Annotated in this window: 17 protein-coding genes and 4 pseudogenes; 16 read left to right on the top strand and 5 right to left on the bottom strand. The window is 61.0% G+C overall.

What is annotated here, in order from left to right:
* Entirely contained in the window at nucleotides 1-1,278 is a 1,278-nt protein-coding gene (locus ACW9UL_RS11010; protein WP_036992045.1) for a TRAP transporter large permease, read from the top strand.
* 210 nt (nucleotides 1,279-1,488) lie between these two features.
* Nucleotides 1,489-1,650: pseudogene (locus tag ACW9UL_RS11005) on the top strand (IS3 family transposase); the annotation flags it as partial.
* On the opposite strand, the pseudogene ACW9UL_RS11000 reads toward ACW9UL_RS11005, so the two are convergent.
* A pseudogene (locus tag ACW9UL_RS11000) lies at nucleotides 1,649-1,786 on the bottom strand (RidA family protein); the annotation flags it as partial. The pseudogenes ACW9UL_RS11005 and ACW9UL_RS11000 sit on opposite strands and share 2 nt — an antisense overlap.
* Before the next feature lie 260 nt (nucleotides 1,787-2,046).
* On the opposite strand from ACW9UL_RS11000, the gene rsxC reads away from it, so the two are divergent.
* The gene (gene rsxC, locus ACW9UL_RS10995) at nucleotides 2,047-3,447 is read left to right on the top strand and encodes an electron transport complex subunit RsxC (protein WP_457790830.1); all 1,401 of its coding nucleotides are present in this window, start codon (nucleotides 2,047-2,049) and stop codon (nucleotides 3,445-3,447) included.
* Complete coding sequence (locus ACW9UL_RS10990; protein ID WP_457790828.1) at nucleotides 3,444-4,409, top strand: RnfABCDGE type electron transport complex subunit D; 966 nt, start codon at nucleotides 3,444-3,446, stop codon at nucleotides 4,407-4,409. The genes rsxC and ACW9UL_RS10990 overlap by 4 nt, the downstream gene beginning before the upstream one ends.
* A gap of 21 nt (nucleotides 4,410-4,430) precedes the next feature.
* Here ACW9UL_RS10990 and ACW9UL_RS10985 read toward each other — a convergent pair whose 3' ends face one another.
* Nucleotides 4,431-4,718 carry an SDR family oxidoreductase gene (locus tag ACW9UL_RS10985; protein ID WP_457790826.1) on the bottom strand — a complete coding sequence of 96 codons (288 nt, stop codon included), beginning with the start codon at nucleotides 4,716-4,718 and terminating at the stop codon, nucleotides 4,431-4,433.
* A 16-nt stretch (nucleotides 4,719-4,734) separates the two neighbouring features.
* Between ACW9UL_RS10985 and ACW9UL_RS10980 the strand changes: the two are divergent.
* Both ACW9UL_RS10980 and ACW9UL_RS10975 read left to right on the top strand, forming a co-directional pair.
* Nucleotides 4,735-4,902: pseudogene (locus ACW9UL_RS10980) on the top strand (LasR-specific antiactivator QslA); the annotation flags it as partial.
* 175 nt (nucleotides 4,903-5,077) lie between these two features.
* A pseudogene (locus ACW9UL_RS10975) lies at nucleotides 5,078-5,360 on the top strand (helix-turn-helix domain-containing protein); the annotation flags it as partial.
* A gap of 32 nt (nucleotides 5,361-5,392) precedes the next feature.
* Here ACW9UL_RS10975 and ACW9UL_RS10970 read toward each other — a convergent pair.
* The 3 genes from ACW9UL_RS10970 to bufA2 are packed head-to-tail and all read right to left on the bottom strand — an operon-like array spanning nucleotide 5,393 to nucleotide 7,112.
* Nucleotides 5,393-5,962, bottom strand: a complete 570-nt coding sequence (locus tag ACW9UL_RS10970) for an HvfC/BufC family peptide modification chaperone (protein WP_457790824.1) — start codon at nucleotides 5,960-5,962, stop codon at nucleotides 5,393-5,395.
* Nucleotides 5,953-6,798, bottom strand: a complete 846-nt coding sequence (gene bufB, locus ACW9UL_RS10965) for an MNIO family bufferin maturase (protein ID WP_457790822.1) — start codon at nucleotides 6,796-6,798, stop codon at nucleotides 5,953-5,955. Before bufB ends, ACW9UL_RS10970 begins: the two co-directional genes overlap by 10 nt.
* Before the next feature lie 56 nt (nucleotides 6,799-6,854).
* Nucleotides 6,855-7,112 (bottom strand): BufA2 family periplasmic bufferin-type metallophore, encoded by a 258-nt coding sequence (gene bufA2 / locus ACW9UL_RS10960; RefSeq protein WP_457790820.1) that lies wholly within the window; start codon nucleotides 7,110-7,112, stop codon nucleotides 6,855-6,857.
* Nucleotides 7,113-7,830: 718 nt separating this feature from the next.
* Between bufA2 and ACW9UL_RS10955 the strand changes: the two genes are divergently transcribed.
* The 10 genes from ACW9UL_RS10955 (at nucleotide 7,831) to ACW9UL_RS10910 (ending at nucleotide 15,776) form a co-directional block, all read left to right on the top strand.
* Nucleotides 7,831-8,100 (top strand): hypothetical protein, encoded by a 270-nt coding sequence (locus tag ACW9UL_RS10955; protein ID WP_125921317.1) that lies wholly within the window; start codon nucleotides 7,831-7,833, stop codon nucleotides 8,098-8,100.
* A complete protein-coding gene (locus ACW9UL_RS10950; protein WP_457790818.1) occupies nucleotides 8,097-8,393 on the top strand; it encodes a LasR-specific antiactivator QslA in 297 nt (98 codons plus the stop codon). The genes ACW9UL_RS10955 and ACW9UL_RS10950 overlap by 4 nt, the downstream gene beginning before the upstream one ends.
* A 415-nt stretch (nucleotides 8,394-8,808) precedes the next feature.
* Complete coding sequence (locus ACW9UL_RS10945; protein ID WP_457790817.1) at nucleotides 8,809-10,344, top strand: TIR domain-containing protein; 1,536 nt, start codon at nucleotides 8,809-8,811, stop codon at nucleotides 10,342-10,344.
* A 341-nt stretch (nucleotides 10,345-10,685) separates the two neighbouring features.
* Nucleotides 10,686-11,354: a hypothetical protein gene (locus tag ACW9UL_RS10940; protein WP_457790815.1), complete on the top strand. Its 669-nt coding sequence runs from the start codon at nucleotides 10,686-10,688 to the stop codon at nucleotides 11,352-11,354.
* 547 nt (nucleotides 11,355-11,901) lie between these two features.
* On the top strand, nucleotides 11,902-12,414 hold the full coding sequence (locus ACW9UL_RS10935) for an antirestriction protein ArdA (protein WP_457790813.1): 513 nt from the start codon (nucleotides 11,902-11,904) through the stop codon (nucleotides 12,412-12,414).
* Between the two features lie 505 nt (nucleotides 12,415-12,919).
* Nucleotides 12,920-13,291 (top strand): helix-turn-helix domain-containing protein, encoded by a 372-nt coding sequence (locus ACW9UL_RS10930; RefSeq protein WP_457790811.1) that lies wholly within the window; start codon nucleotides 12,920-12,922, stop codon nucleotides 13,289-13,291.
* Nucleotides 13,292-13,302: 11 nt separating this feature from the next.
* Nucleotides 13,303-14,130, top strand: a complete 828-nt coding sequence (locus ACW9UL_RS10925; RefSeq protein WP_457790809.1) for a replication initiator protein A — start codon at nucleotides 13,303-13,305, stop codon at nucleotides 14,128-14,130.
* A 244-nt stretch (nucleotides 14,131-14,374) separates the two neighbouring features.
* The gene (gene parA, locus ACW9UL_RS10920) at nucleotides 14,375-15,013 is read left to right on the top strand and encodes a ParA family partition ATPase (protein ID WP_074915915.1); all 639 of its coding nucleotides are present in this window, start codon (nucleotides 14,375-14,377) and stop codon (nucleotides 15,011-15,013) included.
* The gene (locus ACW9UL_RS10915) at nucleotides 15,010-15,252 is read left to right on the top strand and encodes a hypothetical protein (protein WP_457790807.1); all 243 of its coding nucleotides are present in this window, start codon (nucleotides 15,010-15,012) and stop codon (nucleotides 15,250-15,252) included. The genes parA and ACW9UL_RS10915 overlap by 4 nt, the downstream gene beginning before the upstream one ends.
* On the top strand, nucleotides 15,249-15,776 hold the full coding sequence (locus tag ACW9UL_RS10910) for a S26 family signal peptidase (RefSeq protein ID WP_457790806.1): 528 nt from the start codon (nucleotides 15,249-15,251) through the stop codon (nucleotides 15,774-15,776). The genes ACW9UL_RS10915 and ACW9UL_RS10910 overlap by 4 nt, the downstream gene beginning before the upstream one ends.
* The last annotated feature ends 277 nt before the right edge of the window (nucleotides 15,777-16,053 follow it).

Here is a 16,053-nt window from a genome sequence, read left to right as displayed (position 1 = left end):
ATGACTACTGCTCTTCTGCTGATCATGCTGGTCCTGCTGCTGGCGGGCTTCCCCATGATGACAACCCTGTTGGCGGCCGCAGCGGCCGGCTTCCTGTTTTTCTTCAACATGGGGCCGGAGTTCCTAATCCAGCAGATGATCGCCGGCATCCGTCCGTCAGCCCTGGTGGCAGTACCGATGTTCATCCTTGCCGCCGACATCATTACTCGCGGGGCCACGGCCAATAGACTGCTGGATGTCGCCATGGCTTTCGTCGGCCACGTGCGGGGCGGCATGGCAGTCACCACTGCTCTGAGCTGCGCGATGTTCGGTGCCTTGTCCGGCTCGACCCAGGCGACGGTGGTCGGGGTGGGCAGCATCATGCGGCCGAAGATGCTGCAACAGGGGTACAAGGACAGCTTCGCCATGGCACTGATCATCAACGCCTCGGATATCGCCCTGCTGATTCCGCCGAGCATCGGCATGATCATCTACGGCGTGGTCTCGGGTACATCGGTGGCCGAACTGTTCATCGCCGGCATTGGCCCTGGCTTACTGCTGATGGTGCTGCTGGCTGGTTACTGCTACTTCTACGCGCGGCTGGCAGGCATTCCCCGCAGCGAGAAATTTAGCTGGCATGAGCGGCTGCGCACATGCCGTCGTGCCTTCCTGCCACTGCTGCTGCCAGTGATGACCATCGGTGGCATCTACACCGGGGTCTTCAGCCCTACCGAGGCAGCTGCGGTGTCAGTGCTCTATGCGCTGATTCTGGAGGTGTTGATTTTTCGCCGGGTCAAGCTCAGTGATCTGTCGAGCATTGCAATGTCCACCGGGCTGATCACCGCCGTGGTGTTTATCCTGGTGGCCGCCGGCTCGGCCTTCTCCTGGGTGATATCCTTCGCTCAGATCCCCCAGCAGATCCTCAGCGGTATTGGTTTGATGCAGGCTTCGCCGACCGAACTGCTGATCATCATTTCGATCGCCTTCTTTATCGGTTGCATGTTCGTCGACCCGATTGTGGTAATGCTGATCCTCGTGCCGATCTTCGCCCCGGCGGTGCGCATGTCCGGCCTTGATCCGGTGCTGGTTGGCACCATCATCACCTTGCAGGCGGCCATCGGCTCGGCCACACCGCCTTTCGGCTGCGACATCTTCACCGCTATAGCGATATTTCGACGGCCCTACTTCGACGTAATCCGTGGCAGCTTGCCGTTCTTCCTCATCTTGCTGCTGATGTCGGTACTACTCATCATGTTCCCTCCAATCACCTTGTTCCTGCGCGATCTGGCCTTTCGTTAGAGCCTGCTCCCATGCAGACTCTGGCATGGTCATAAATGCATCGTGCACATCGGTGATAGCTTCAAAACGCCGTGGCTCTTCCGTCGAATCAGCAATGGAAGAAGCCAGGCAGAACACTCCCTTAGCAACTGACGAACCGGTCGATGCTGCTGACCAAGTTGTTTCCCATAAGAAAGTCACCTTCCGAACTCTGTTCCGGAGCCGCAGCCGCGTCGTCGCCGGACGCTCAACGATGCGGCCCTGGTCGAGCAGATCAAGCTGGCCGTGGGCGCGTTGCCCAGCTATGGCTATCGCCGGGTCTGGGGCCTGTTGCGTCGGCAGCATGAGCAGCAGGGCCAGCCATCGGTCAATGTGAAGCGGGTTTACCGCGTCAGGCACTGGCGTATACCACCAACTCCACCAGCATTTCCTCACGGGCCAATCCCGCTATGACCATGGCGGCCCGATTCGGGTAGGGCGCCTGAAAGTATTCGGTGTGGATCGCGTTGACCTTGGCCAGGCCGTTGCGCAAGCGCTGAACCAGCCCCCGACCCGAAACGATTCACCGCCAGGACTGGTGCTGGCTGGGTGGTCCACGGCGACCGAGATCGGGCTACCGCCGGTCGGCAAAACTGCTCAAAAAACGAACAACAGGCCCATTTCGCGCTCTGACTCAACTAGTGAGTGTTCGAGCGTCCCGCCTCGTTTTCCCCACCCCCCTGGAGCAAGCCCCTCTCATGTGCCGAACTGCGCAGGGGATGTTTCATGCCCAAGAATTGGAGGACGGAAATGTCCAGTCATTCGTTTCAGAGCATCGAGCGCATGCCAGTCAGCGTCCGTACCCCGCGTCAGGCGCAACAGCTGTCCTTCTGGCGCCGCCTGATCGGTATCGCCGCGCCGCCCTCGCACAGCTGGCGCGGCGGCATCAAACTCAAGGGCTACAAACAGTTGTCCAACGCCACGCCGATCGTCCGGCTGCCGGCCGACCACCTGCTGCTGACCATCCCGCTCGAGCGCGGTCGCCGCTGCGCCCAGCCCTGCGTCGAGCCAGGCCAGTACGTGCGCAAGGGCGAGGTGATCGGCCGCGGCGATGCCAACACCCCCTGGGTTCATGCCAGCACCTCCGGCACCGTGCAGCGAATCGGTCCGGCCTTCGCCGCCGACTCAGCCGAACCGGTGCTGGCGGTGACGCTGCGCGCCGATGGCCTGGATGCATGGGCCGAGCGGCCCCCGCTGGCGCCGCCGCAAAGCGTCGAGGCCCTGGTCGAGCGGGCGCTGCAGATGGGCATCGTCGGCCTGGGCGGCGCGGGTTTCCCCACCGCGCTGAAGCTGGCCGGCGCCGAGCAGCCCGACCTGCTGCTGATCAACGGCGCCGAGTGCGAACCCTTCCTGACCTGCGACGACCGCCTCATGCGCGAACGCGCCCAGGCGCTGATCGAGAGCGCCGACTACCTGGCTCACCTGCTCGGCATCAGCCAGACCCGCTTTGGCGTCGAGACCAACAAACCCGAGGCGATGGCAGCGCTGCGCGAGGCCGCCATTCAGGCGCGCACCTCGGTGCAGATCCGTCCGCTGCCGACGCGTTACCCGGCCGGCGGCCAGCCGCTGATGATCAAGAGCCTCAGCGGCCGCAACCTGGCCCCCGGCGCGCGGCCCGCCGAGATCGGCGTGCTGGCGCTGAATGTAGCCACTCTCTATGCCCTCGGCCGCGCCGCGCTGCACGGCGAGCCGCTGGTCTCGCGCGTACTGACCCTGACCGGCGACTGCAAGCGCCCCGGCAACGTCGAGGTGCCGATCGGCTATCCGGTCACCGCCCTGCGCGCAGTGGCCGGCGCCTGTGCCGACGGCCAGCTGACCCAGGTCGGCGGTCCGATGATGGGCCAGCCGCTGCCGGACCCCAGCGCGGTCATCAGCAAGACCAGTAGCTGCCTGATCTTCGCAGCCGAGCGCTACCTGCCGGCGGCGAAGCCCGCAGCCAGCTGCATCCGCTGCACGCGCTGCGTGGACGTCTGCCCGATGTCGCTCAGGCCACTGGACCTCTACAACGCCGCGCAAAACCAGGATCACGCCAGCCTGCAGGCGCTGCGCCTCGATGCCTGCATCGAATGCGGCAGCTGCAGTAGCACCTGCCCGAGCAACCTGCCGCTACGCGACAGCTTTCGCCAGAGCAAGATGGAGATGCGCCGATGAGCCTGGTCAAGTCCCCAACCCCGCAGCGACTCAGCACCCTGATGCTGCTGGTCAGCCTGTGCCTGCTGCCTGGCACCATCCTGTATGCCTGGCAATTCGGCACCGTGGTCTGGATCCAGACCTTCTGGTGCGTGATCCTCGCCTTTGCCTTCGAAGCCGGCCTGCTGCGCCTGCGCGGACAGGATGTGGCTCAGGGCCTGAGCGACCTGAGCTGGCTGGTGTTCGGCCTGATCCTGGCGCGCGCCCTGCCGCTGCTGGTGCCGCTGTGGATGATGGCGCTGGCCTGCTTCGCCGGCCTCGCCCTGTGCAAGCACGCCAGTGGCGGCCTCGGCCGCAACCGCCTCAACCCGGCCATGGTGGGCCTGGGGATCATCGCCATCTGCTTCTATCAGCAACTCCACCCGGCGCCCGCCAACCAGGGCGCCTGGACCCTCGGCCTGGACGCCCGTGAAGTACTGATGCAGCAACTGCACCTGGCGCCGCGACTCAACCTCGACTCCTTCGCCGGCGCCACCCAACTGGCCCTCGACGAGTTCAACCCGATCACCCCCAATCTGTCCGGCTACGGCTATGTGGTAGGCGGCCTGATCCTGGCGGCGCTGCGAGTGATCCGCATCGAGATTCCACTGGCGATGCTCGGCAGCCAGGCCTTGCTGTGCATGGCCGCCGGCCACAGCCTGCAGGAAAGCCTGTACAGCCTGAGCCTCGGCGGCTGCCTGTTCACCGCCTTCTTCATTGCTACCGACCCGGTGACCAGTCCCGACAGCCGCACCGGGCGCATCCTGTTCGGTGCCACCATCGGCGTGCTGACCGAGTTGATTCGTGAGTTCGGCCTGTACGCCGACGGCCTGTGCTTCGCGGTACTGGCCGCCAACCTGCTGGTGCCGCAGATCAACAGCCTGGTGCAACGGGTGCAGCGCCCCTGGTACCAGCAGCAACCGGTGCCGGCCCTGGCCGGCTGACCGGCCGGGCCCGGGCGAGGACTAGCTGCCGTAGACCTTCTGCGCCGGCACGGCCTGCTGGACCAGTTGCGCCACAGCCAGGCCGACCTCCTCGGATAGCCAGCGCCCGCCCTTGTCCACCTGCGGGCCGCGGCGCCAGCCATCGGCGATGGACAGCTTGCCGCCCTCGACCTCGAACATGCGTCCGGTGACGCCGGCGGAGGCCTCGGAGCCGAGCCAGACCAGCAGGAGCGCGACGTTCTCGAGGGCGAAGTAGTCGAAGCCAGCCTCCGGCTCCTTCATGGTGTCGGCGAACACCTGCTCGGTCATGCCGGTGCGCGCCGCCCGGGGCGTGAAGCTAGCTCAGAGTTGGCTCGACAACGCCCGCAGCGGCTGGCTATGGGCGATCATGATCGCCGAGCGTGATCTGCTGCCTTGCGCTTTAGAGAGGCACGCCTTCGAGGTGGGGTTCCTAAGCCGCATTCACCAGCGAATCTGTTCGCGGCAGTCCTGATAGCCGGCCGGAAGCCTCCCTGACTCAACCGAAGGCTAATATATAAAAATATTCCTTCACTTTTAATATAAAAGTGAAGGAATAGATCTATTTTTACGCTAGCACTCACGAATCAAGAGAGCATAGATGCTATTATCCTTTCACCTTCTCTTCCTTTATGAAAGAATATTTTTCCATGGCAAAACGAACCGCCCCACTACTGCCGGCATCTAGCCGGCTACTTGAGGAATTGGGCGAGCGCCTGATGCTCGCGCGCAAGCGGCGCAAGATCACTGCCAAGCAAATGGCTGAGCGGGCCGGCATGTCTTTGCCGACACTCAGGTCTCTTGAGCAAGGCAGTGCAGGCGTGACCCTCGGTGCCTACATGGCAGTACTGCAAGTGCTGGGGCTGGAAAAAGACCTCGCCCAGGTCGCGCTGAACGACGAGCTGGGACGTCACTTGCAGGACACGGCACTGTCGCCTGCAAGGCCCCGGGTTGCCAAGAGCCCGTCAGCCACTACAAGCCGCCCCGCCCCTCAACGACGGACTCAGAACCCTCCTGCACCAACCTCGATGAAGCCGGCAGAAGCCACGTCCCCACGCCCGGCGTCCAAGGCTGTTAAACGAGCTCCCTCCAGAGCAAAACCGGCTGATCAGAAGNATCTGCGCCAGGCTAAGGGGCTGGCCTTCCGGCGCATCGAACGCCAGGGTAAAGGCCCATTCCAGACGCGCCAACTCGCTGAGCGGAGTGGCCTGCGCGGGGATCAGGTATCCATCGATAAACGCCGCCAGCTTCGCACCGAGCCAACGCAGACTGAAATGCTGCGAGGGGTGCGCATTGAGATAGGCCAGGGCCAGGGCATCGAACTCCTCGTCGCCAAGCCAGCCATGCACCGCCGGATAATCACCGCGCAAGGCCTCCAGCAGGCGCGCTCGGTAGGCGTTGTGGTATATCGCCAGCCCCTGTTCGGCACTCAGCGCGGCGCTTCCCAGCAGGCTAGTCCGCAACTCCGGGTTGGGCTGGGAGTCGGGGTTCAGCAGGTAGGCCTGTACCTGCGCCTGCCAGTCACTCAGGCGCATCGCGGCGTTCCTTGCAGCCCTTGAGCGGCAAGCCGACGCGCGGTGTTCAGCTCGTCGAGCAGCACATCCAGGTCGGGATAATGATCATCCCGCTCCAACAGCGTGGACACCGGCCCCAGTTGCTGCAGGGTGCGTTTATAGAGCTGCCACACCGGGTCGCTGACCGGCTTATCGTGGGTGTCGATCAGGTAGCTGCCGTAATCGCTGTGGCCCGCCAGGTGCAGCTGACGGATGCGCTGCTTGGGCAGGCTGCTGATAAAGGTCCAGGCGTCGAACCCGTGGTTGCGTGCGCTGACATAGACATTGTTGACGTCCAGCAGCAGCTCACAGCCGCTGAGCTCGCACAGGGCGCTGAGAAACTGCCACTCGCTGAACTGGTCATCGGCGCAGCGCAGGTAACTAGAGACGTTTTCCAGCACCAGCGGCCGCTCGATCACGTCCTGCACCTGGCGCACCCGTGCCGCTACATGCTGCAGGCTCTCCTCGGTGTAGGGCAGCGGCAGCAGGTCATGCAGCTGGTGGGCATTGCCCCGGCTCCAACACAGGTGATCGGAGATCCACGCCGGCCGCACCCGCGCGGCAAGGTGCTTGAGCTGGCGCAGGTAGTCGCGGTCGAGTTCATGCGGGCCGCCAATCGACAGCGACACGCCGTGCATCACCAGCGGGTACTGCTCGCCGATGGCATCGAGAAAGTAGAGAGCCTTGCCACCCGCTACCAGGTAGTTTTCCGAGACGATCTCGAACCAGTCGATGGCCGGCTGTTGCTCAAGAATGGCTTGGTAATAGGTACTGCGCAGGCCCAAGCCAAAACCCAGATTGCCGCGTTGAGCATTCATCGCTGACTCCTTGCCTGGTGATGCGGGGCCACCGCACAGCGGTCGCCCCAGCTCACTTACTCGCCGACAGTACCGCCTGCCGCATCGCACTCGGCCTTGGTCATGACCTTGAAGCCGTGGCCCTTGCAAGCGCCCTGGCCTTTACAGCTATTTTCGGCGGTCTTGCAGTCGTTCTGGCCTTTGCAGGATGTGACGCCGTAGCAATGCACCTTGGCCTCTTCAGCCGCCACAACAGTGCCGGACATGCCTGCAAACATGGCCGCAGCAGCGAAAGCGATAGCAGCACCAGTAGCTGCGGTGGATTTCATCGTCATGTGCGTATCCTCGGGTGATCTGGGTTAGCCGGGCAAAGGTCTTTTGCGTGCCGGCATTCAACTAGATCGACGAGACGAGCTGGCGTTACAGCGCAGTTGAAAAATCACAGCTCAGCGTCTGCGCAACAATCCTAAGAAGAGCCCCTACTAATAGCTGCCTTTCCAATGCCAAGGTCAGCAGAGTGCGTGCGACAACACCCAGTGACGCTGCGTACTTAGCTGCAGTAAAAGTTCGGCCTCCGCTGCGAGTTGGCCGACGCGTAAGCCGAAAACCACAAGCGGGGTACTCCCTCACCTACCCAACCAGGTGACCTGTGGGGCGGCCGCACGAAACTAGAAACCCGACTACGCCACAGTAGGTTGCCATCCGAAAACCCTCGGGCTAGAGTGCGCCCGTCGTGGTAAATCCCACGACCGGGTGTAGCAACCTGAATCGTTCGAGGCGCGGTAGCGCCATAGCTTAGGCGGCCAGCATTTCATGTGCTTGGTTGCTTAACTTCTATGGTGGGCCGTGTGGGGCAGGCTTTTGCCTGGCCGGTTCCCTCGGACGCCGGTTTGCTACCCCCGCACGGTCCGCCTCCATTACCGTGTAGCAACGGCGGTAGGCGGCTCCTTAATCGTCTGAGGAGCATAAGGAAAATGCGCTACCCCCTTTTTACCCGAGAGCTCCGCCTTGGGCTTCTGGTCTTGCTGTCCACCTCTGATCTGGAGGTGCGCCATGGCTGAGTTCGAATCCTGCGTTGTACCTTTTCCGCTGCAGCGAAGCCCGCTGCATGAATCCGAACGCTCTCCCCACCCCTCTGAAGCTGCGGCTGAACTGCGCGGCGTCATGCTCGGCAATCTGCTGGATCAACTGGCTGAACCTGATGGGCTGCAGCCAGCAGATCTGCGCGTACGGATCGCTGCATATTCAGCCTTGGATCTACTCGACGAGATGGTGGTGCTCTATCGACGAGCCCTCTCCGAAGTACGAGGAGGTGCCAGATGAGCAAGGGTGTAATGACCTGTCTTCCTTCTCATGATGGCCACCCAGGTGTAGAAATCATCTGGGCCGCTGACTGCAGGGAGGCATTCAACCAGGGCGTAAAGCTGGCCCAGACCTGGCTCGACAACGCCCGCAGCGGTTGGCTCTGGGCAGTCATGATCGCCGAGCGCGATTTACTGTCATGTGCGATAGAACGGAGAGCCTTCGAAGTGGGCTTCCTCAGCCGCGTCCACCAGCGCATATGCTCACCCAAGTGCTGCGGCCAGCCGGCTAAACCCCTTTCCTTGGAGCTGTAAAGCGGATGTTCGCGAGCCGGCCTGCCGGCTCGCGCTAACCGTCACATGTCTTCAATTTCTTGGAACGCCCTATGACGCGGGTACCCCAGAACAGGCCGAGAACGGCCAGAAGGAGATCATCCCCCAGCGTGTACAGAGTAATTCCGCTTTGCATTCGGCGCCGATCCTGACCATGGGCACCATGCTGGAGAGGGACACGTTAAATCTACGTACCTAGCGGCCCAGCTCGCGGGCGCTACTCCCCAATTGCCCTGCCTGTTGGGCTTACGCATCGCCCACACATACTGGTCTCCACCATTACGCCCAGACTAGCGCAGAGGCAGTGGACAGGCAGAGGGCAAATCCGTAGTTTCCACTGCTGCTAGCCATTTCCACGAGACTTGGACCCAGAACATGCCTAAGGATAAGGACACAAATGCCCCGCATCGATGAGATTTACAAGAAGTCAGGCGTCCCCACCCATACATTTGTTGCTCCAGCGGAATATGGCCGGGTGCTGGTTGCGCTGAACACGCCTGGCCGATGCATGATTATTGAGGGGCCGTCTGGGATCGGGAAAACATCATGTGTCAAAAAGGCAGTCGAAGACGCGGGGATGGCAAGTTCGTGCTTATTTCTATCTGCACGAAAGCCGGCAGATGCTGAGCTCATTCAAGAGCTCCCGAGCATTAAGAGTATAGGTGTGGTGGTCGTGGACGACTTCCATAGGCTGCCAAATGAAGCCAAACAGAAGCTCACCGATTTCGTCAAAACGCTTGCTGATGAGGAAGAGGAAAGTAGCAAAGTCATTCTGATCGGGATCAATCGAGCAGGCCAAACGCTTGTTGAATACGCTCCGGACGTTCTTCATCGGATTGAAGTTGTAAGGGTGGCACGGACCAACGTAGAACGAATCCGGCAGATGATTGAATTGGGTGAGCGGGCCTTGAACTGCTCGCTGGCTATCGCTGAAGAGATTGCTGCTGAGGCGGAAGGGAGCTTCGCTATGGCTCAAGTCCTATGCCACGAAGCATGTATTCAGGAAGGCCTGATAGCAACTCACGCTGGTAGCACCACGAAGGAAATCAAAGTTAGCTTGCCCTGCATTCGTGAGGCAGTAATCGCCGAACTTTCCCCTAGGTTCTTCCCTCTCGCTCGAGACTTTGCCACAGGCAACAAGCTGCGTCGCGAGGGAAGAGCACCGTACCTCCACCTACTTAGATGGTTGTCCCAATCGAACGAGGGTGCACTTGACACAGTAGAAGCTGTAGCAGCGAATCCGGAATTAAAGGGCAGCGTTAATCAGGTTATTGATAAGGGGCACCTCAACACCCTAATCAGCTCTAATACAAGTATTGGTGAGCTTATCCATTTTGAGCCAAAAACTGCGCTACTTACGAGCGAGGATCCAAAATTTTTATACTTTATTCGGCACTTGATTTGGTCGAAATTTGCAAGGCAAGTCGGTTACTTCAGCATAGACTTCGATAGCCAGTACGACTTTGCCTTGTCGTTTGCGGGAGAGGATCGCACATTGGCTGAAGCGCTTTTCAATGAGCTCATGTCGCGAGAAATAAACGTCTTCTATGACAAGCATGAGCAGCATAGAATTCTTGCTAATGATGTAGAGGAGTACTTGGCACCTATCTATAGGAGTGAGTCTAAATTTGTAGTTGTCTTGCATAGCAAGGACTACCCAAGAAAGATTTGGACGAAATTTGAGTCGGATCAGTTCCGGCAGCGTTTCGGCGAAAACTCAGTGGTGCCAATTTGGTATGTGGACTCCATGCCTGGTTTCTTTGACGCTACCCACAAGGTAGGAGGTATGGTTTTCAATCCGGCAAATGATCTTTCAGCACAAGTGGAAGAGTTTGCCAGTACTCTAGCTGCGAAATTGGAGGAAGAACGTCAGATTGAGAGCAATAACTCAGTCGATGACCCTGAGGCTGCTGTTCAATTGCCTCTCGTATAGATTCCGTTGTGCGACTCCATTCGACGGAGCAAAAAGCCCGGCATTAGCTGGGCTTTTTTGTGCGCCACTTTATATACCACAGGCGGGGGGCTTTGGGAGACTTTTGCGAGCAGAGGGCGTGCTTTTTTTGATCTGCGCGTGCTCCATGCTCGACTGCTCGTGGCGGCCGCCATCTGCGCACCGCCCCCTGCGCGTGACTCGCTCGACTGAGGCTCATTGCTAATTAGGAAATGCAATATAAGCAATTCTAAAATAATATAACAAGTTGACTCTAATAATTTTGCTTAGAAAAAAATACTAACTAGAATTTTTATCTCAAAATTCATCCGGGGAAGACAAAAATGGCCAACAAACGCATCGCGCTCAGCTCTGCCGCATGGGCTGAAATGCCGAACGTGAAACATGTTAATAGCAAGCTAGCAGGGAATGATGAGAGTTTCCTTAATGCACTAGGCAAACTCCTCTCAGAAAAACATCAAACTAGTCGCTTTGCTGTAACGCTTCTCCATTCACATTTTGCCGTGGCAAACGACGAGTTTCTTGGTGAGACTTTTCGTCCGGAAGTCGGAAAAATAGAAACCAAGATATACAACCAAAAAAATGTAGATCGCGAATTCAAGGATGCTACAGCGAGGTCTTGGAAAATAAATAATGGCAAACTTACGCCACTGACTTATGCGAGGGAATCTCAACTACCGCAACAGCCTGTATCCGACATGGACGCCGAACTGGTCGGTGAAATAGTTGCTCTTTATGGCAAATACAAAGTTGAGGATCGCTTTGGGCTTGCGCATCCTGGCCCGCATGCCCCCGAAGGAATGGTTTGGTTAGAAAGCGAGAACATACCTGAGAGAAAACTTAATCAAGAGCAGGTTGAGGAGTCGTGGCTAAATGACAATAGCTCGCTAAGGACAATGTGGATTTTCGATGAAACAGGACGCTTCCTAATTACATTAGGATGCTGCTACAGAGATAAAAATGGTCATCAATGGCGTCATGCTAACGGATAGAAAGTTTAATATTAAACTGCCAGTCTTGGCTGGTCGACTCGATTGCCGATTTTGAAACGCTACGAATACGTAGGAAGATGCAGATGATTTTGAGATTTTAATTCTGCGGACTTGGCGATCGCGAAAACTGAGTGCAACACCTGACCATTCCGGTACGGTGTTGCACCTATGGATGCTCTGAAGTAGCTCGGCATTTTCGGCTGACTTCAGTCCTTCCCGATTTTAGAAGCGGCGATAATAATCACGGACCGACCACGATTTTGAGGCAGCTTGGAGCCTGCGTGTGGCTGCTTCTGCTGGTTCCGGCCAGTTGCTAACTGACGAAGCACGTTGCTGTCACCACCCGTGGTGACGTTCTCCCCTTTCCAAGGCAGGGGTTCTTGCCCCCTCAAAATCAAGAAAAATAGACGGTTTCCACCCGGCCGCTGCGCTGGGTGGAGCCTCCGCGATTTTTCCTGATTTTTTCACGACCGCCTTAGTCGCCCTAGTCGGCAGGGGTTCATGCGCAGCGCAAGCGCAGAACCCTGAAGACGAAGGAGCGAAAGCCATGAGCGAAGAAATCAGGATCTATGTTGCCGACCTGGCCGCCTACAACGCCGGTCATCTGCATGGCGTCTGGATCGACGCCACCTTGGAGATGGACGATATCCGGGAACAGGTCGACGCCATGCTGGCGGCCTCGCCGGTCGAGGGTGCGGGGGAGTACGCCATCCACGACTTCGAGGGCTTCGACGGCTACCGTCTCGGTGAGTACGATGGCCTCGAAAACGCCCACGAGATCGCCTGCTTTATCGAGGAGTACCCCGCGCTCGGCGGCGCCCTGCTCAACCATTTCAACGGCCTGGAGCAAGCGCGCAAGGCGGCCGAGGAAGATTACTGCGGCTGCTACAGCTCGTTGGCCGACTACGCTCAGGAGCTGACCGAGGAGACCAGCAGCATTCCGCCGCACTTGGCCATGTATATCGACTACCGCGCCATGGCCCGCGACATGGAGTACAGCGGCGACCTGTTCACCCTGGAGACAGGCTTCGAGCAGGTACACGTGTTCTGGAATCGCTAGACCAGCGGAAGGCACCGGGGCGACCCGGTGCCTTGTTTTTTGCGCCCCTGCCCTGCCGGCCACCCGCGCGCCCCACCCGGAAGGCTGATGCACGGGGACGCGCACCCGGCGATCAGCCTGGAGCAACCACGTTATGCTGCCAGTTGATTGAGACCGTTACGGTCTTACGGTTTTGCCCAAATCCGTCGATCCGTATCCACGGATTTACGGATTGGTGGGGAAGCGGATCTGCGCTTTTACGGATCTACGGAAATCCGCCGATGCGGTTTTCCGGTTTTGTGGAAAGCCGTGCCCGGTAAATCCGTATGGCTGCGCGCGCGGAGCTTGGCGTGCTTGGGCACCGTGGCCGGTCACTCGCGTAGATGGGCGTACCCGGTCAGCGTCCAGACCTTCCCGGTATCAATCCTCGCCCCTCCTGCCTGCGCATTCGCCCAGACCCAACCCGGCATGATCGAGCGCGACGGCTGCCGCACGGTGCACCTCCCACGTCAACGGAGGACACACCATGTCGCACTCAATCGATCTTTCCCGTCAGCCGCGCCGCATCGATCTCGATTCGTCGCTGCACCGCAAGGCCGGGCCGACGGCGCATGCCATGCGGCCCGTGGAGGGCGCTATTGAGGCGCAAGCGCCACAGGCCTGCCCTGCCCCTCGCTACCTCACCAACAGCGAAGCCGCTGCCTTCCTGCGGCTTTCGCCACGCACGCTGGAGAAGCAGCGGGTGATCGGCGGCGGGCCGCGCTTCCACAAGTTCGGCCGGCGGGTGATGTATGCGCTCACCGATCTTGAAGCCTGGGCCGGTGAGCGCAGCTTCGAGACCACCTTCGATCCCGAGTACCTCGACCGCCACCCGGGAGCGCAGCGTGATGAGCAGTGAAGCCCTTGTCCATGAGCCGCAACCCTCACGACTTGCCTGCCCAGAGCGGCCAGCTGGATCTGTTCCGCGCGCTGCCGGGCGACATGGCGCCGCGCGACGCCCAGGACCTGATGGCGCATCCGTTCTTCTCGCTGGCCAAGTCGCGGCGTACTGTGCCGATCGACTTTCGCTCGGGCGAAGTGACGGTACGCGTGGAGGGCACGCTGGAGCATGGCATCGCCACGATCTGGGATGCCGACATCCTGATCTGGGCGGCCAGCCAGCTGGTCGAAGCACGCGATGCGGGCATCCCCACTTCGCGCCTGATGCGTGCGACGCCCTACCAGATCCTGCGCTTCATCGGCCGTGGCACCTCGCTGCGCGACTACCAGCGCCTGAAGGCGGCGCTGGATCGGCTGCAGTCGACCAGCGTGGCCACCTCGATCCGCGAGACCACTGGCCGGCGCCTGCACCGTTTCTCCTGGATCAACGAGTGGAAGGAGCTGGCCGCGGCGGATGGCCGGCCACTGGGCATCGAGCTGATCCTGCCGGACTGGTTCTACAGCGGGGTGCTGGACCAGGCCCTGGTACTGACCATCGACCCGGCCTATTTCCGTCTCACCGGCGGCATAGAGCGCTGGCTGTATCGCCTGGTGCGCAAGCATGGCGGCAAGCAGAAGGACGGCTGGCAGTTCGACTTTCGCCACCTGTACCGCAAGTCGGGCAGCTCGGCGCGCTACTCGGACTTCGCCCTCGACCTGCGTGCGCTGGCGGCTCGCCAATCGCTGCCCGGGTATCGCCTGGAAGTCGTGCGTCTGTCCCGCTCGACCGAACTGCTGGCCTTCCGGCGCGTGCCGTAGACGGCACGGGGATATCTTCGGGAAAAGCTGTGAATCCCGACGTGCTTTCAGGCGCACGCCGGCCCGTGCTATCAGGAGCGCGGCGCACGTGCCTTCAGGCGCACGAACTCCGCTGCAGGCCACGGCTGGCGCTGCTTCCAGCCCTCTCTAACATTACTAACTTAAAAGCTCTAACTTGTTATTGGGGCAGCGCCCGATTGTGGACAGGTGCCGAACGGGGTGATTTGGCCGGGGAGCAACAGCCATGATCGTCGCCCTGCTCAACCAGAAAGGCGGGGTGGGCAAGACCACCCTGGCCACCCATATCGCCGGTGAACTGGCCCTGCGCGGGCAGAACGTCATCCTGCTCGATGCCGACCCGCAGGGCTCAGCACTGGACTGGACGCAGCGGCGCAGCCAGCAGGGCTTGCCCAGGCTGTTCAGCGCCGTCGGCCTGGCGCGCGAGACGCTGCACCAGGAAGCCCCGGAGCTGGCTCGTCGTGCCGATCATGTGATCATCGACGGGCCACCGCGCATCGCCGCCCTCGCCCGCTCGGCGTTGCTGGCGGCGGATCGCGTATTGATCCCGGTGCAGCCCAGCCCCTACGACCTGTGGGCCAGCGCGGAGATGGTCAACCTGATCCGCGAGGCGCAGGTGTTCAGGCCAACGCTGCGCGCGGCATTTGCCATCAACCGCCGCGTCAGCACCACGGTGATCGGCCGCGAAGCGCGCGGCGCCTTGGCCGACCAACCGCTACCGGCGCTGCAGGCGGAAGTACGCCAGCGCATCGTCTTCGCCGAGAGCGTGGCAGCCGGTCGTCTCGCGCGTGAACTGGCGCCGGACAGCGCCGCCGCGCGCGAGGTCAGCAGCCTGGTCGACGAGCTGCTGAGGTGGTCGCCATGAGCGGCAAGCGCATCGGTATCGGCGCACGCCCCTCGGCCGACCCGCAGGCCGAAGCCTGGATACGCCAGGGCGCTGGAATCGACAACGGCAAGGTCGAGCGCTATAGCGCCCGGCTGACGCTGGACGTGACGCCAGCGCTGCGCACGCGCATCAAGCTGGCGGCCTTCGACCGCGGCGTGACGATGGCGGAGATGCTGCGCGAAGTGCTGGAGCGACAGTTTCCGGAGGCTACTTCATGACCTTGGGTGCTCGCGGCGCGAGGTGGCCACTGGCGCTGCTAGCCGGCAGCTTGTTTGCCCTGGGTTGGGCAGCACTCACAACGTCGCCACCATGGCTGGTCTACAACGCCTCCGACAGCGTGTCCGTCGGTTGGTACCGCATTTCGCCAGCCAACTCGTTGGCGTCTGGCGACCTGGTGTTGGTTCGCCTGCCGCCAGAGGCAATGTCGCTGGCGTCGCAGCGCGGCTACCTGCCGGCGAACGTGCCGTTGCTAAAGACCGTGGCGGCGATGGCGCCGCAGCAGGTATGCGTGGTGGGCAATCAGGTGCGCATTGATGGCGTCCTTGTGGCCAGGCGCTTGAGGTGGGATCGACAGGGCCGCGCGCTGCCAACCTGGCAGGCCTGTCGGCGCCTGGTTAGAGATGAGCTGCTCCTGCTCAGCAACAGCAACCCGGCGTCGTTCGACAGCCGCTACTTCGGCCCGGTATCCGCCGACGCGGTGATCGGTCGGGCGCAGCCCTTGTGGCTGGAGTCGCGTCGATGAACAGGCCTTCTCCGTGTCGATCCGCCATCCGACTGCGTGCGCTCGGTGTGCGCACTCGCGCGCCGCCAGGCTGCAGGTACTTCTGCCCTCGCCTGCCGGCCAGGGGCTTTGGACGTCGGCGTCCCGCCTCTCCTGATTACCCAACTCAGCAGCGCAAAGGCACGGAAAAAGCGGAGGGCAAGATAAAAGGGGGCGGCACTTCGTTGGCCTGGAAAGCAGTCTGCACGGGGGTTAGCGGCGACACCGCGCTGGTGTCGCCAGGTGCCGAAATCGTGTT

Source organism: Pseudomonas sp. PL-6 (assembly GCF_054110165.1).
The sequence above is the reverse complement of the archived record's forward strand: the minus strand, read 5'-3'. Positions and strand labels throughout refer to the sequence as shown.